Source organism: uncultured Aggregatibacter sp., assembly GCF_901873365.1.
Taxonomy (GTDB): domain Bacteria; phylum Pseudomonadota; class Gammaproteobacteria; order Enterobacterales; family Pasteurellaceae; genus Aggregatibacter.
The window spans coordinates 21007-37904 of the sequence record NZ_CABFLM010000047.1; the positions used below are offsets into that span (position 1 = coordinate 21007).

Genomic DNA, 16898 nt, shown 5'->3' on the forward strand with positions numbered 1-16898 from the left:
CGCACACCACTCACCTTACATTATCCATGATTTTACGCAATCACGTTCTTCGTAATTTTATCGGAAAAGTGCGGTGGATTTTTTAATTGTTTTTGATTCTCCAAAACATCATCAAAAACGACCGCACTTCAAACAAAAAGGCGAATCCTCCGATTCGCCTTTTGCGCTATGGGAACATTATTTCAGTTCCGGGAAGAGCATTTTCAGCACGTTTTGCGTTACCCGACGGGATTTCCCTGCATACGGGAAGATGTGCATCATCATCATCGGGTTGAAATTCGCTTCAATGACGCCCCAAGACTGCAAACTTGGCTCAGCCGGTTTGGTTAAATCGGGAATGATTAAATCCACGCCACACACGGCAGCGCCCATGGCTTTGGTGATACCGACCGCCAAAGCTTTGTAGCTTGAGTGCATTTGGTCCGTCATATCAATGGAATCGCCACCGGTGCTGATGTTGGAATTGGCACGTAACTGCACCAGCTGATCTTTTGCCGGCACGCTGTCCACGGTTAAGCCTTGCTCTTTTAACTGTAACTGTTCGATGTCGCCTAACGCAATTTTCTTCAATGGCGTACGACTGCCATCACCACGCAACGGATGATCATTTTTCTGCGCCACCAATTCCGCCACCGTATGCACGCCATCGCCAATCACATTTGCCGGCACGCGTAATAACACGGCAAGGGTTTCATCACCTAACACGAAGAAACGGTATTCCGTACCGGTGAGGTAATCTTCTACCATCACTTCTTTGTCTTCACGGAAAGCAATTTCGATGGCTTTGGCAAAATCCTCACGATCGTGCACGCCCTGTTGGAAAATACTGATGCCCAAACCGTAATTAGTGGATTTCGGTTTAATCACAACGGCACGCCCTGCAAATAAAGCATAATTAGCCACGGCTTGTTCTACGCTGGTAAATTCCACACTTTGCGGCACATTAAAACCGGCTTTCGCCAACACTTTTTTGGTCACCACTTTATTTTCCATGATGAGAGGCGAAATGTAGCTGTCATGGGAAGTCATGTTGCCGTTTTTGACATATTCCAAGTGGTCGCCAAATTGCAGACTTAAGAACTGGTCGCGCTCGTCTAAAATCTCCATTTTTAAGCCTTTTTGGATGGCATCAAACATCAGCGCTTGGGTGGAAAGCTCCATGTTGTCGAAAGCTGACAACGCATAAAAACGTTCAAAGGCTTGTTTTTTGTAACGAATCGCCAATTCCGCGCCCAGTTTTTGATAACCACCATGTGCTTCGATAGCATTAACCAAACGAGCACCGAGTGTTTGACTCGGATCGGCAAATTGCGCCAGTTTCTCTTTGACGATCTCGGCCATCTCTTCATCGGCGTGAATTTCCGACAACATCGCCAATAATTGCTGTAAAACACGCTCTCCTTCCGCTTGAAAAGCCGTTGCCGACAGCGGATTTTCCCATGCCACTTGGGCTAATTTTTCTTTGCCTAATTCCACCGCACTTGCTAAGGATTCTTCATCTAGCCACGCCATTAGCAAAATAAAATAATGCACAAATTTGGCATCATTTAATGCGATACCATAAGCCTCAAATGGGTTTAAGTCGAACAGACGGAATTCCAAATATTGAATGCCGTTTTGTAGCAATTCACGCGCCTGTTTCGCGCCCCGCAAACGCACGTTGGAATAAAATTCTTTTTCGGCAATAAGCTGTCCGCTACTCACCGCGTGTTCCAAGGTTGTCACATAATCGTTCAGGCTGTCATAAGACACTTTCACACTTGGGTCATTCACATAACCATATTGGCCAGAACGTAAACTACGGACATATTGCCCCGCTTTTAACGGCGTGCCGTGGATAAAATAATTGGCATCAACCGTTGGCGTGGCCGCTAATAAATAAACAAGAATCCATTGATAACGCAAGAAATTACGGGCAATTTTCAAATATAAATCATTCTGAAAATCCACCGCACTTTGGTAGTCATTTTGTCGTGCAAACAGCTGTTGAATGAATGCTGGCTCAAGCTGGAAGTTGTAGTGAATGCCACTCACCATTTGCTTGCTTTTACCGTACGATTTCACTAAATGCTCGCGGTACGCCACATCGACCGGATTGTCCAGTTGTGCCACTTTAATTTGATCCTCCGGTGGCAAGCCGGCCGGCATACTCAACGGAAAGACATATTCATCTTCCGGTAAAGAGCGTAATACCACTTCGTGAATGGCGGATAACCAACGCAATGTATCTTCAATTTTTTTATTAGGTGGGGTGATTAATTCAAGCTGACTTTCGGCAAAATCCGTTTGGATATAAGGATGATAAGAACGATTACCGAAGCATTTTGGGTGTTCCGTCACCACAACTGCTCCATCTGCGTGAACACGTTGGCTTTCTTTTTCAAGACCAAATGACCCTTGCTGGAACAACAGCTCCAAGCGATTTTCTTTTATAACCTGCTGAATATTCATAAAATTTCCTTTTAGCTAAACGAGGAATCATACTGTTTAGGCATGCCTACTTGCGTAAACTTCTTAAAAAATCGCCACATTATTAAAATTAATAGGCGCAAATGCAAATAAAAAAATTATCTTCCTCATAAGCGATAGTTATAACCCAATGTATTACAATGAAAACTTCATTTTTAAGCACAAAGGGACTAAAATTTAGCCCTAATAAACACATAATCGGTAAACCAGATGTCTCAAACCCCAAAATCCCACATTTTCTATCAGCCTTTTACTTTTGCTTTATTGTTATGCATTTTTGCCTTTCTTTCTCATGTTGCATTGGGTATTTTAGATCATTATCTCACGCATACATTCAGCATTTTGGCATTAGGATTATTGCTTTTCACTTTAAAAAAACACAGCAATACATTATTTCTTATTACGCTGACATTCATTTTTATTATTGCCTTAGGTTACACCCCATCCGGCCTATTATATGGCCCGGCATCCATTGGGATTATAGCCTCCGTCTATGAAACTAACTTTAGCGAAACATTAGGCTTCTTTCGCGCAATGCCGTTATCCATTTATTTTTTTACTTTCTTTTATCTTCTTTTATTTCTTATTTTATTATTTATCAACCGCCATATCACACCAAGTAAAAATAATAAATCGGCATATTATCTTATTTATTTTATTCTTCTTGCATTTACCTTATATCAACCTATTTCAAATGTGATTAAAAATACCGATAAAGAAAAAGAATTTAGCCTTGCAGACTTTTTTAAAGCCTCGGATTTTTACCCTGTTAGTTTTCTTGCAAATACACTTAAAGTAAACAACACCTATTTAACGCAACGGGCATTATTAAACGACGCCTTGACCAAAACACCTGAGTGGCACATTCTTTCCGTGGAGCCCAAATATCAAAACTATGTTTTGGTGATCGGCGAAAGCATGCGTCGGGATTACACCTCTTTATACGGCTACCCACAAAAAACCACGCCGTTTTTGGAACAAGTGAACGGCTTGATTTTCAATTTATATGTGGCTGCCGGTCCGAATACGCAACCGTCGTTGCAACGTACACTGTACCGTTCTATTAACAACAATGAAGAAACGGTTTACACCGATAACATTATTTCGCTTGCCAAACTTGCCCATTACAAAACTTATTGGCTGTCTAACCAAGGCAAAGTGGGCGAATGGGACACCATGGCATCGCGTATCGGCATTCAAGCAGATGAATCGTTCTTTACCAAAAAAGGCGGGTATGATTCGGACAATATCTCGGACACGGCATTATTGGATCCATTAAAACAAATTTTGGCGAAAGATAAAGATCAAACCAAATTAATCGTTTTACATTTAATTGGCTCGCACCCGACCTTTTGCGCCCATTTAAATGGCGAAGAACCGAAATTCCATTTAATTAGCCGAGAAATGTCGTGTTATTTAGACACCTTAAAACAAACGGACAGTTTATTGTCTGAGGTAAATCAAATTCTCAAAGATCAAGGCCAAAGCTATTCCGTCATTTATTTCTCGGATCACGGCTTGGCGCATTTAGGCGCAGGCAAAAATCTGTCTATGCTAAATAACAAAGAATATAAACAAAGTTATGCGGTACCTTTTGTTCGTTTTTCCAGTGACGACACCAAAAGAACCCTTGTTAAAAACCCGCAAAGCGCTTTTAATTTTATTCACGGCTTTGCCCAATGGTTAGGTATTAAAGAAAGTCATTTAAGCCAAGAAGATTTTTTCAACCCGAAACCGCAACCAATCAAAGTGTTTAACTGGCGGGCCTTGGTGGACTATCAGTCGTTAAAAGAGGATCCGGCAAAACAAGAACCGTAATAACAGGCTCTAACACCTAAAAGTGCGGTCATTTTTTCAAACGAATGATCGCATTTTTATTTTTGCCCGAATAGTCATTCAGCAAACCCAATTTTTCAGGTAAAATAGCCGCCGTTTTTTATGAAATAAATTTGTTCTTGCGGCGCTGTTGGCTCGTCCAATATCAAAAAACTCCGTTTTTTCTGACCGCACTTTTCACCCTATCCTGACTAAATTGAGGAACATATGAGTGTAATTCCTATGGTCGTTGACCAAACTTCCCGCGGCGAACGCGCCTATGACATTTATTCCCGCTTACTGAAAGATCGCGTGATTTTCCTAAGCGGTGAAGTGGAAGACAACATGGCCAATCTGATTGTGGCACAATTGCTTTTCCTAGAATCAGAAGATCCCGATAAAGACATCAATTTATACATCAACTCACCGGGCGGTTCTGTGACTGCCGGCATGGCAATTTACGACACCATGCAATTCATCAAACCGAATGTGCGTACCTTGTGCGTTGGACAAGCTTGTTCCATGGGTGCCTTTTTATTAGCCGGCGGCGCACCGGGCAAACGTGGTGCATTGCCACATGCTCGCGTGATGATCCACCAACCGTTAGGCGGTTTCCGTGGTCAAGCATCGGATATTCAAATTCATGCCCAAGAGATTTTAAAAATTAAGGGCACGTTAAACGAACGCCTAGCATTCCACACCGGACAACCCATTGAAACTATCGAAAAAGACACTGACCGCGACAACTTTATGTCGGCAGAAGAAGCCAAAAACTACGGCTTAATCGATGAAGTGTTTACCAAACGTTAAGAGATAAACATGGCAAAAGATAAAGAATTACATTGTTCTTTCTGTGGCAAAGAACAAGACGAAGTCAATAAACTTATCGCCGGCACCTCAGGTTACATTTGTAATGAATGTATCGAATTGTGTCACGATATGTTGCTCAATGAAGAGCATGGCGAAGAAGCTGAAAGCGAAGACGCAGAAGCGCAAAAAGAGAAAGAATTACCCACACCGCATAAAATCCGTGCCCATTTAGATGATTATGTTATCGGCCAAGATTACGCGAAAAAAGTGTTAGCGGTGGCGGTGTATAACCACTACAAACGCCTACGCACCAAACATCAAACCAACGATGTGGAATTGGGTAAAAGTAATATTTTACTTATCGGCCCGACCGGTAGCGGTAAAACCCTCTTAGCAGAAACCATGGCACGTATGTTAAACGTACCTTTCGCCATGGCAGATGCCACCACCTTGACGGAAGCCGGTTACGTGGGCGAAGACGTGGAAAACGTGTTGCAAAAATTACTGCAAAACTGTGATTACGACATCGAACGTGCGGAACAAGGCATTATTTATATCGACGAAATCGACAAAATCACCCGCAAATCGGAGAATCCGTCCATTACCCGTGATGTCTCCGGTGAAGGGGTACAACAAGCCTTGTTAAAACTCATTGAGGGCACGGTTGCATCTATTCCTCCACAAGGCGGACGCAAACACCCGCAACAGGAAATGTTGCGCATCGATACCTCCAAAATTCTGTTTATTTGCGGTGGTGCCTTTGCCGGCTTAGATAAAGTCATTGAAAAACGCACCAGCGTCGCCACTGCCATTGGTTTCGGTGCTGAAATTAAGAGCGAAAAAGACAAAGCTACATTAACGGATTTGTTCAAACAGGTAGAACCGGACGATTTAATGAAATACGGCTTAATCCCGGAATTTATCGGTCGTTTACCGGTGGTTGCGCCGTTAAGCGAATTAGATGAAGAAGCCCTTGTGCGTATTCTGACCGAACCAAAAAATGCCTTGTGTAAACAATATCAAGCGTTGTTTGAGTTGGAAGACGTGAAACTGGAATTCACTAAAGAAGCCTTAATCGCCATGGCGAAAAAAGCCCTCGCCCGTAAAACCGGCGCTCGCGGCTTACGCTCCATCATCGAAGGCGTCTTACTCGACACCATGTACGACTTGCCTTCTTTAGAAGGGTTGGAAAAAGTGGTGGTCAACGAGCAAACTATTAATGACGGCAAGGCACCTGAACTTATCTACGCCTAATTTCCTCTCTCAGAAAATCACGGACACTTTTGTTTCACCATCAGTGTCCGTTTTATATGACGGATTCGTGCATACCGTGACGCTTTTTTCTCATAGAGAACGGTTATCAAGCCAAACATTTTGTTCTAAGAACACCCTGTGGTTTAAGTTGAATTTTGCCGAATTATCGTGTTAAATCGCCATAAGTTTTATGGTTATTAAGAAATTAGGTCAAGTATGTGTCAACTATTAGGAATGAATTGCAACACACCTACTGATATTGTGTTTTCCTTTGAAGGTTTTCGCCATCGCGCCGGTTTAACCGACTGTCACTCGGACGGTTTCGGGATTGCTTTTTTTGAAGGCAAAGGCGTGCGCGTATTTCGTGATAATAAACCGGGACACAGCTCCCCCATTGCCGACTGTGTTAAACAATATAACATCAAGTCACTTAACGTTATCGCCCACATTCGAAAAGCGACGCAAGGCGATGTCAACATCGAAAATACCCACCCTTTTATGCGTGAAATTTGGGGGGAAAATTGGGTGTTCGCGCACAATGGCAATTTGGTGAATTTGCCTGTGACTGAAACGATTTTTTATCAACCGATTGGCACCACCGATTCTGAAACAGCGTTCTGTTATATGTTAGAGCAACTCAAAACACGCTTTAAACACAAACCTAGTGAAGAAGAAATTTTTGAGGCGATTCAACAGATCAGCAATGATCTTGCACGCTACGGCACATTAAACTTTATGTTATCGAACGGCGAATGGATGATCGTGCGTTGCTCAACAAACTTACATTACATCACCCGTCAAGCGCCTTTCGGTAAAGCACAACGGGTGGATGATGGCGGTGTCATCGACTTCAACGACTACACCAAAGAGGGAGATAAAGTTACCATCATTACAACCGTTCCACTGACAAAAGATGAAGTTTGGACCAAAATGGACAACGGTGGATTTGTGTTTTTCAAAAATGGCGATAAAGTATGGGAAGTTCTCGGCACGCCAAACACCGCCCCAATTGATGACGGTACCTTAGGCAAAGCCGGTATAGGTTAATCCCTTGCCATCCCCAAAGTACGGTCAATATTCACCGCACTTTATTCCGCCATACGTTCTTTATAATGCCGTCGGCACACCGATAAATAGCTGTCGTTACCACCGATTTGAATTTGGTCTCCTTGTTTGACAACGTCGCCCTGTTCATTGAGACGCAAAACGAAATTGGCTTTACGTCCGCAATAGCAAATAGTCTTAAGTTCTTCCAACTGATCCGCCCACGCCAGCAAATAGCGGCTGCCTTCAAAAAGCTCCGCTTGGAAGTCCGTGCGCAAGCCATAACACAACACCGGAATATTCAGTTTATCCACCACATCGCTCAGTTGATACACTTGCGCTTTCGTTAAAAACTGCGCTTCATCCACTAAAATGCAATGCAATGGTACTTTCGCTAAATGTTGCTGAATTTCTGTGAATAAATCCGTGTCTCGTGCGAACGTGTTCGCCTGTTCACTGATCCCGATGCGGGAAGTCACGCGACCTATGCCGAAACGATCATCAATCGCCGCCGTATAAACCAGAGTGTTCATGTTGCGTTCACGGTAGTTATAGGAAGATTGCAGCAAAGTTGTCGATTTTCCTGCATTCATGGTGGAATAATAAAAATACAGCTTAGCCATGATTATTTAAGCACCCATTTCCAAAAATAATAGCAAATAAAACCGGTGAACGGCGGTAACGAGGCAAGCATGAAAACGCCGATCGTGGTTCGTCCGCCAGCCATTTGCCCAACCTCCGTTAAGAAATCAATAAGCTCATTTGTCGGTGTGGTGAACACGAAAAAGCCGATAATCGCTAACATAACGAAACAACCGATGCCAGCGGCACGCATTGCTCTAAATTTAATCTCGTCCATAGTCTTCCCTTATAGATAAAAGAAATAAACACTCATTTTTTAATGCTTCACGCAAATTTACTCAGGCTATTTTGCCAAATTGTCTCGGCAATCATCTCCGGCGTTTCGCGTCTTAATTCACACAACACCTTAAAAACCTGTTGTACTCTTTCCGGGCGATTCGGTTGACCTTGAAAACCGAATACCGGCATGTCGGGCGAATCCGTTTCTAACAGCAAGGCATCAAGCGGCAATTTTGCGATGGTTTGACGGGTTTTATTGGCTCGTTCATAGGTAATCGTGCCGCCGACACCAATAGAATAGCCCAAATCCACAAAGCGTTTTGCCTGATCGTAACTGCCTGCAAAACCATGTACGACGCCACGTTTCGGCACCTCAATGCGTTTGAGAAAAGAGAACAGCTGATCGTGCGATTTGCGGGAATGCATGTTCACCGGCAAATCGTGCTTTTTCGCCAAATACAGTTGCGCTTCAAAAAAATCGCATTGCTTGCGCCATAGCTCATCAGTTAATAATTCCGGCACGGCACGTTCCAAACCGATTTCCGCCACGGCAGTGCAATTTGGCGAACGCGTTGCTAACGCCTGTTCCAATAAATCCAAATCCTGCGCTTGGTGTTCTTTGATATACAGCGGATGTAGCCCCAAGCCGTAATACAACTGTTGCGGATAAAGTGCGGTCATTTTTTCAATCGTTTTGAAATCCCGCTGTAATACGGCAACAATCAAGATCTTTTGCACGCCAGCCGCCTGCGCATTTTGCATGAGCTGCGCTAACGGCTCACCGGTGGCTTGCTGCAAATAATCGAGATGGGTATGGGTGTCAAAAAAGGAATACATATTAATCTAAAAAAATCAGGCAACTCAATGAGTTGCCCATAGTCTTATTCGTCAACGGTAACAGAGGTAATCACCACATCTTCATTCGGCACGTCTTGGTGGAAACCTTTGTTGCCGGTTTTCACACCTTTGATTTTGTCCACAACATCCATGCCTTCAACCACTTCTCCGAATACCGCGTAGCCCCACTCTTGTACCACTTCTTTGCCAAACATTTCTTTTGAACGGTAATCCAAGAAGGTGTTATCCGCCACGTTAATGAAAAATTGTGCTGTCGCTGAATGCGGATCAGAAGTACGCGCCATAGCGATGGTGCCGCGCTTGTTGCTTAAACGGTTGTTGGCTTCGTTTTTAATCGGTGCGTTAGTCGCTTTCTCACGCACACCGCTTTCCATGCCGCCGCCTTGAATCATAAAACCGTCAATCACGCGGTGAAAAATTGTGTTATCATAAAACCCATTTTTACAATAAGTTAAGAAGTTTTCTGCCGTTACCGGTGCTTTCTCATGATTTAAGGCAATTTTAATGTCGCCGAAATTAGTGTGTAGTGTAATCATTGTGCTTTTCCTATACGAATTAAAGAGCGTCATTATTTCATAATCCGCCCCAAATCGCCATAAAGTGCGGTACGTTTTCAAAAAGATTTGGATCCCAATATGTTAAAACTTTTCAATACTCTTACTCGCGAAAAAGAAGTTTTTAAACCGATTCATGCAGGCAAAATCGGCATGTATGTGTGCGGCGTGACCGTTTACGATCTCTGCCATATCGGGCACGGACGAACCTTTGTCTGTTTCGATGTGATTGCGCGTTACTTACGCTATTTAGGCTACGAGTTGACCTATGTGCGAAACATCACTGACGTAGATGACAAAATCATTAAACGCGCGTTGGAAAACAAAGAAACCTGCGATCAACTAGTGGATCGCATGGTTGTGGAAATGTATAAAGATTTTGATGCCTTGAACATTTTGCGTCCGGACTTTGAACCGCGCGCAACCCACCATATTCCTGAAATTATTGCCCTTGTTGAAAAACTGATTCAGCGCGGACATGCTTATGTGGCAGACAACGGCGATGTGATGTTTGATGTGGAAAGCTTCAAAGAATACGGCAAATTATCCCGCCAAGATTTAGAACAATTACAAGCGGGCGCGCGTATCGAAATCAATGAAATCAAGAAAAATCCCATGGATTTCGTGTTGTGGAAAATGTCCAAACCAAACGAACCAAGTTGGGATTCGCCTTGGGGTAAAGGCCGCCCGGGTTGGCACATTGAATGTTCTGCCATGAACAGCAAACAACTTGGCGAGCATTTTGACATTCATGGTGGCGGCTCCGACCTGATGTTCCCACACCACGAAAACGAAATCGCCCAATCCTGCTGTGCTCACGGTAACCAGTATGTGAACTATTGGTTACATTCCGGCATGATCATGGTAGATAAAGAGAAAATGTCGAAATCCCTCGGCAACTTCTTCACGATTCGCGATGTATTAAATCACTACGATGCGGAAAGCGTGCGCTACTTCCTGCTCACCGCCCATTACCGCAGCCAATTAAATTACAGCGAAGAAAATCTCAATCTGGCTCATGGCGCATTGGAACGCCTCTACACCGCATTGCGCGGCACCGATAAAAGTGTGGAGGCTTTTGGCGGTGAAAATTTTGTGGACGCCTTCCGTGAGGCAATGGACGATGATTTCAATACGCCAAATGCTCTTTCCGTACTATTTGAAATGGCGCGCGAATTGAACAAACTGAAAACCGAAGACATGGCCAAAGCCAACGGACTTGCCGCACGCTTACGCGAACTTGCCGGCATTCTCGGTTTGCTTCAGCTTGATCCGGAACAATTCCTACAAGCCGGCTCTGATGATGACGAAGTCGCCAAAATCGAAGAACTCATTAAACAACGCAACGAAGCCCGTGCCGCCAAAGACTGGCCGGCTGCAGATGCGGCACGCAACGCCTTAACCCAAATGGGCATTGTGTTAGAAGACGGCCCGAACGGCACCACTTGGCGGAAACAATAAGCCGATAAGTTAAAAAAGGAAAGTGAATCGCTCACTTTCCTTTTTTGTTTATTCCTATTTTAAACGTACTCCGCTCTCACAACTTGAAGATTCAACTCATCTGTTGGCAATGAGATGTAACATTCTGCTTTGAGGATGAACAAACTAATGAATTGCTGATTGATCTCCACCATCAATTTAAACGTGCCAACGGTTACAGCGAATTAGAAGTGAGCCAAAAACGCACCGCACTTGAAAATGTGATGCGCACAGACAGCATTGAAACCCATAAAGCGCGATTAAAAAATGTCGGCTTTTCTCATGTGGAGCTTTGGTTCCAATGCTTTAACTTCGGTTCCATGATTGCGATGAAATAAGCGCAAAGCTCAAAATAAAAAAGTGCGGTGGACGTAAAACGTTTTAAAAATCCACCGCACTTTTTTCTTATCTATCAACGATCTTATTCTTGCTTTTATAAAGGTTTTAAATCCTGATCCAATAAACGGGCAAGTAATAAAATGCCGTCTTTAAAACGATATTCGGCGTACTCTGCCTGCGCATAATATTGCCCTTTTCCTTCCGCAAAGAAATATTCTTGGCTTGGCAATGCCGGCGACCAGCCTGTGTTATTAATCGGTAAATACAGGTTTGGTTCACAATCCGTGAAATCCGTTGGCTTACTTTTTTCCACGCGACACAAGGTGGCAACGCCCTGCTCATTTTGATGAATTAAGGCATAAACTCGTTTAGGTTGTGGTTTGCTCGTTGTCTGCCAAGTGTCCTCTTCGCTGGTTTGCTCATCATTTAGCTGGTCAGGCTCATCATTAAGTTGCGCTGCAATATCCTGCAAAATGACATAATTCAACGACATATAATCCCCTTGCATTAACGAACGTGGATCCACCGGCGCAATTTTTAGCACGATCGGTTTGCCGGTCGCCAACATATTCTCAAATTGCCATACCTTATAATTTAATGGTGATAACATCAGTAACGCGATAAGCAGTGCTATCAACGGTTTTCTTTTAGAAACACCGGAAAAATCGACCGCACTTTGTGTCGTCACTTTAGATTTCCGATGCAAGAAAAATAGGACAAAGGAAAATAATGCACCAAAGCATAAGAGTAAAAACGACTTATAAAGCAATGGGATAAAGAGCATGTAATAATAAAGCGCTAAATTTGTAATGAGCGCCAATAAGGCGATAAAAAATAAAGATCGGCTTGCTGAAACATAGGCAATTAACCACAGGGCAACAAAAAACAAAATAGACGGTTGAGCCACAAAACCAATCGTAAAGAGCATGAAAACAATGGCAATAAACCACTTTTCCGCCAGCGCAGATTTAAAAAAGAAGCTGATAACCCAATAAACACAGAAAGGTGTAAGACAAACAAAAAACGGTACCCACCATGAAAATGTCAATGTCGCTCGTGAAAAAATGCCATAGGTAATGACGCTGAAAAAGTCCGAGAACGTATCAATGGACGGTAACTCGTCGGCGACCTCGCTGAAATGATGAATCCAAGGAAAGAAGGTTTGGGACGCGGAATACATCCAAGAGCCAATACTAAAAAATAAAAGCCCCCAAGCAAGCGGTGTCACTGCCTCGCTCTGCTGGTGTTTTATCATCCACAAGAACTGCCCTACAAAAACACAAATACAGCACAACATAGAAAGATAAGGTAAAGGCAAGGCACCGGATGAAATCTCCTCCACGTAACTGAGGTGCCACATGCTTAAGATACTCACTACCGTTAAAGTTTGTAGCCAAACTTCTTTGCGAACGAAATAAAAAGCACCGACCACACAAGAAAACAACAACGGCACAAAAGCCTGCGTTGTTTCGCTAGACTCACTCTCCAAATGATCAAACCATAAATAACCACCAAGTAAGCCATATCCCATCAAAAAACAAATACCGACCACCAGCGACATTTCATTACTCGCTTGCGGATAAGCTCGATGTAATCCCAGTGCGGTAAGCAACATTGCGATCGCCAAAGCAAGTACAGCGAACAACGGGTCAGATATATCAAGAATAAACGCCGCCCAAATAATGGCGGTGACCATACCGATGAGAATGGCAAAAATAAACAGAACGGACAATGCCCAAGGCATTTTCGTCTGTTGCGGATAACGGGCTTGATAAAGCTTGTACAGATATTTCATTGCCAAGATCGTCAGCACAAAAATCAACAAACCTCTCGAAAAAACGGCATCCGCAGAATTGATATGAGAAAAGAGCAACATGCTAAAGGCAACAATTATCCCCAATGCACTTGCAACTAAATTGGTGAAATCAAAACGATATTGCTTATAAAAATAAAATAATGCGGCAGAAGGCACACTCACGATCAAGAAATTTAGCACTGAAAACCAACCCAAAGCGCTATAAAACATCGCGTCATCGACCATAAAACGAATGCCGAAGAGATGTATGATCACAAAACCAAGCAAGATTTTGGGTAAGATTCGCCAACGTTCATCATGCAATCGTCGTGTAAAAACCTCACTGAATACCAAGCCAACACCATTGAGAAATACGCCATAAACAGCAACATAGTCATAATTATCGATCTGAAGTAAATACACAGCTAAATTTGCTGTGACAATCAGCAATAAGGCGGAAGCAACATTAGGCAACAAAAGCAACCATGGAATTTGGCACACCGACCAAATAGCAAACAATTCCCATGCATTCGCGCCCGTTTGATATGTTTGCCCAACGAGTGCCAAGGTAGCGCCAATCAGGACGGCTGTGCAAAAGAAGAACGCAACCGAAACGAGTTTTAATTTCTCCGCTGATAACTGACGACTTTCGCGCATAAAAAAATAGCCGCCTATAATCACAGAAAAAACGAACAACGTTTGCAACCCGTAAATCTTCGCTAAATCAGAAAGATAATCCCAGTTAGCGGCAATAAATGTGACGACGCCGCTACTAAGAAAACCAACCGTTAACAAGAGAAACAATAAATTAAGATAACGTTCCCAAGATAAGTTGAATAACCCTGTTCGATTCATATTTTCGTTTCCTTGCAATCAGCGGTGAAAAGTTAAGGAATTTTAGTCAATTTTTAGGAGAAAAAGCAAACGTGCGGTGAGATTTTGCGGGATTTTCCTTCTCACGTTCATTCTTTCCTCATATCAATAGAGCTTCCGGTTTCCGTCTCTTTTAACAAAAACCACATACATTTTTATCCATAAAACGCCATTAGAAACAATTTAATATTAATAATTATCATTTGCATAAATTGAGCAAATACGTTAAATTGCCACGCTGTAAATTTCACCTTTCATCAACCTTTATAGGAGCATTTATGCGCAAACATTTTTCATTGCTTCCCCTTGCAATGTTAGTTACCACCGCGGTTTATGCAGACAACTTAGACGTGATTAACGTGGTATCTGAAAATACCGGTGCCAAAAGTAAAACCAATGTGATTACGACTGAATCCATTAATCGCAGCACGGAAACCGAATTAAAAGGTTTATTGAAAGACGAACCGGCGATTAACTTCGGTGGCGGTCGCGGCACATCACAGTGGTTTACCATTCGTGGGATGGGGCAAGATCAAGTGGATGTGAAAGTAGATGATGCTTATACCGACGCCCAACTTTTCCACCACCAAGGCCGTTTCATGTTTGATCCGGCACTCTTCAAGAAAGTGAGCGTGCAAAAAGGGACTGGGTCAGCCAGTGCCGGCATTGGTGCAACCAGCGGTGCAATCGTTGCGGAAACCGTGAGCGCAAAAGATCTCCTGAAAGACGGTCAAGACATTGGTTTTAAAGTAAATGCAGGTGTGAGCTCAAACAAAGGTTGGAGCAAAGGTGCAACCGTTTATTCACGCGCCGGTATGATGGATGCGTTAATTTCCGGTAACTGGGTCAAAGAAAGCGAGTATAAAGCAGGCAACGGCTACAAAATCAAAAATAGTGCATTAGGTCAACGAGGCTTATTAGCAAAAGTTGGCGCAGATTTAAATGAAGATCACCGAATTGAATTAAGTCATCGTCAAGAACGCCATTATGGCGTTCGTGCACTTCGTGAAGAATTTGACTTTTCACAGGATTGGCTAACGGCAAATGGGCGAAATGGCACTCCACCGGCACTCACAAAAGAACAGCGTGCAAACGGCTATACGTTAAACCAAGAAGGGAATATTTGGTATGTTTTAGATCGCAATGGCAACAAAATTCCGAATACGGAAAATAACGCCCCTCGCTATCGCATCACCACGAACGATACCAGCAAAATTGAATGGACCGGCAAAAACATGGGCTTGATTAGCAATGCTAAGGCTAATGTATGGCGCAGTGTAATTAGCCGTGAAGAGCCAAGTGAACGTTCCAGAATCCGATTAATTGCCAATGGTGCCAACGTAAACTTGGACTCACCTATCGGTGAATCTCACTTAATCAAATACGGTGTCAATTACCGCGACCAAGAAGGTAAACCAAATTCTCTTACCGTACAAAACGGCGTCCAAATGAAGACTCAAAAGAAACGTGAGGTCGGTGTTTACACGGAAGGTATCTGGGGCTTAGGCGCGTTCACCTTAACCACCGGTTTGCGTTACGACCACTTCAATTTCCGTGCCATGGACGGTTCAAAATCGAAGAAAGGCAGTGTGAATCCAAGCGTTGGTTTGATTTATGAAGTCACCAATGATCTTAGTTTAAATACCAGCTTAAACTATGCTACCCGTAGCCCGCGTTTCCACGAAATCATGCTTTCTTCAGGCGCTAGCCGGGGAGGCACGGCCGTGTATTCCATCGCCAACAACATCAAACCGGAAAAATCGCGCAATGCGGAAGTGGGTTTCAACTATAAATTTGCCGATAGCCTTTCCTTAAACGGTAGCTATTTCTGGCAAACCGTTCAGGACACGCACGCCTTTACGCAAATCAGACAGGGTTATTATGAAATCCAAAATGCCGGAAAATTAAGAAATCACGGCTATGAATTAGGTGCAGCCTATAAATATGAAGGCTTAACCTTGCGTACCGGCGTGGCTTACAGCAAGCCGGAATTGGACGGCAGAACCGTGGATAGCACCGTCACGGCGATTCCAATCGGTCGTACTTGGACCACCGGCGCGTCTTACCGCTTCGAACAACCTGACGTGGAAATCGGTTGGAAAGGCCGTTTTGTACAACATACCAGCTACGATTCCACCACCAACAACCGTGGCGGCGGTGCAACCACCACCAAACGTCCGGGCTATGGCGTAAACGATTTCTACGTGACTTGGAAACCGACTAAAAACGTAAACCTTAACTTAGCGTTAAACAATGCGTTCAACAAATACTATCGCAGCCACAGCCAACGCGCGGGCGTATCCACCTTGCCTGAGCCGGGTCGCGATGTTCGTTTAAGTGTAAACTACACGTTCTAAACCTGAAAAGTGCGGTGAGATTTTACCGTGTTTTTCCATTCATAATGAAGGATTAAGTTCAGTTGGGCTTAATCCTTTCCATTATAGCCAACCAAGGTCTGGCTATAAAAACCATACTTGAAGCGTAATTCACGCTTTCGTACGTAGCGTGCTACGAATGATTTTCCTCACGAGTGTTTTTATTCGTGCAACAAGTTGCACGCTACGGAGAGTGTGATTCATATTGTAGCGTGCATCTTGATGCACGAACCGAATCATACATAGAACGTTATTTAACCCTTTCGGACATTCATGATTTCGTGCGTAGCGTGCCACGAATAATTTTCCTCACGAGCGTTTTTATTCGTGCAACAAGTTGCACGCTACGGGGAGCGTGATTTCATATTGTAG

The 16898-nt window shown here is 43.5% G+C and carries 12 protein-coding genes and 1 pseudogene; 7 read left to right on the forward strand and 6 right to left on the reverse strand.

Annotation, left to right across the window (positions count from 1 at the left end; genetic code table 11):
* Nucleotides 1-177: 177 nt before the first annotated feature.
* On the reverse strand, nucleotides 178-2451 hold the full coding sequence (gshAB, locus tag QZ106_RS02495) for a bifunctional glutamate--cysteine ligase GshA/glutathione synthetase GshB (protein WP_295973815.1): 2274 nt from the start codon (nucleotides 2449-2451) through the stop codon (nucleotides 178-180).
* A gap of 228 nt (nucleotides 2452-2679) precedes the next feature.
* On the opposite strand from gshAB, the gene QZ106_RS02500 reads away from it, so the two are divergent.
* The 4 genes from QZ106_RS02500 to QZ106_RS02515 all read left to right on the forward strand — a co-directional run bounded on the left by QZ106_RS02500 (nucleotide 2680) and on the right by QZ106_RS02515 (nucleotide 7395).
* Complete coding sequence (locus QZ106_RS02500) at nucleotides 2680-4287, forward strand: phosphoethanolamine transferase (protein WP_295973818.1); 1608 nt, start codon at nucleotides 2680-2682, stop codon at nucleotides 4285-4287.
* A 225-nt stretch (nucleotides 4288-4512) separates the two neighbouring features.
* The gene (gene clpP, locus QZ106_RS02505; protein ID WP_109432026.1) at nucleotides 4513-5094 is read left to right on the forward strand and encodes an ATP-dependent Clp endopeptidase proteolytic subunit ClpP; all 582 of its coding nucleotides are present in this window, start codon (nucleotides 4513-4515) and stop codon (nucleotides 5092-5094) included.
* A gap of 9 nt (nucleotides 5095-5103) precedes the next feature.
* A complete protein-coding gene (gene clpX, locus QZ106_RS02510; protein ID WP_295973825.1) occupies nucleotides 5104-6348 on the forward strand; it encodes an ATP-dependent protease ATP-binding subunit ClpX in 1245 nt (414 codons plus the stop codon).
* A gap of 216 nt (nucleotides 6349-6564) precedes the next feature.
* Nucleotides 6565-7395 (forward strand): class II glutamine amidotransferase, encoded by an 831-nt coding sequence (locus QZ106_RS02515; RefSeq protein ID WP_295973827.1) that lies wholly within the window; start codon nucleotides 6565-6567, stop codon nucleotides 7393-7395.
* Nucleotides 7396-7436: 41 nt separating this feature from the next.
* On the opposite strand, the gene QZ106_RS02520 is transcribed toward QZ106_RS02515, so the two are convergent.
* Genes QZ106_RS02520 through QZ106_RS02535 form a run of 4 tightly spaced genes read right to left on the reverse strand, consistent with a single transcriptional unit; the run spans nucleotide 7437 to nucleotide 9647 of the window.
* Complete coding sequence (locus QZ106_RS02520; protein WP_295973830.1) at nucleotides 7437-8015, reverse strand: thymidine kinase; 579 nt, start codon at nucleotides 8013-8015, stop codon at nucleotides 7437-7439.
* Between the two features lie 2 nt (nucleotides 8016-8017).
* On the reverse strand, nucleotides 8018-8251 hold the full coding sequence (locus QZ106_RS02525; RefSeq protein WP_295973832.1) for a hypothetical protein: 234 nt from the start codon (nucleotides 8249-8251) through the stop codon (nucleotides 8018-8020).
* 47 nt (nucleotides 8252-8298) lie between these two features.
* Nucleotides 8299-9090: a TatD family hydrolase gene (locus QZ106_RS02530; RefSeq protein WP_295973835.1), complete on the reverse strand. Its 792-nt coding sequence runs from the start codon at nucleotides 9088-9090 to the stop codon at nucleotides 8299-8301.
* Nucleotides 9091-9134: 44 nt separating this feature from the next.
* Nucleotides 9135-9647, reverse strand: coding sequence for a peptidylprolyl isomerase (locus QZ106_RS02535; protein ID WP_295973836.1), 513 nt, complete (start codon nucleotides 9645-9647; stop codon nucleotides 9135-9137).
* A 99-nt stretch (nucleotides 9648-9746) separates the two neighbouring features.
* Here QZ106_RS02535 and cysS point away from each other — a divergent pair, with 99 nt between their 5' ends.
* Nucleotides 9747-11126 carry a cysteine--tRNA ligase gene (gene cysS / locus QZ106_RS02540; RefSeq protein WP_295973838.1) on the forward strand — a complete coding sequence of 460 codons (1380 nt, stop codon included), beginning with the start codon at nucleotides 9747-9749 and terminating at the stop codon, nucleotides 11124-11126.
* A 128-nt stretch (nucleotides 11127-11254) separates the two neighbouring features.
* Nucleotides 11255-11482 (forward strand): annotated as a pseudogene (locus tag QZ106_RS02545) (carboxy-S-adenosyl-L-methionine synthase CmoA); the annotation flags it as partial.
* Nucleotides 11483-11577: 95 nt separating this feature from the next.
* Here the strand turns inward: QZ106_RS02545 and QZ106_RS02550 are convergent.
* Nucleotides 11578-14133 carry a GDYXXLXY domain-containing protein gene (locus tag QZ106_RS02550; RefSeq protein WP_295973841.1) on the reverse strand — a complete coding sequence of 852 codons (2556 nt, stop codon included), beginning with the start codon at nucleotides 14131-14133 and terminating at the stop codon, nucleotides 11578-11580.
* Nucleotides 14134-14429: 296 nt separating this feature from the next.
* Here QZ106_RS02550 and QZ106_RS02555 point away from each other — a divergent pair, with 296 nt between their 5' ends.
* On the forward strand, nucleotides 14430-16508 hold the full coding sequence (locus QZ106_RS02555) for a TonB-dependent receptor (protein WP_295973844.1): 2079 nt from the start codon (nucleotides 14430-14432) through the stop codon (nucleotides 16506-16508).
* Nucleotides 16509-16898 lie beyond the last annotated feature (390 nt).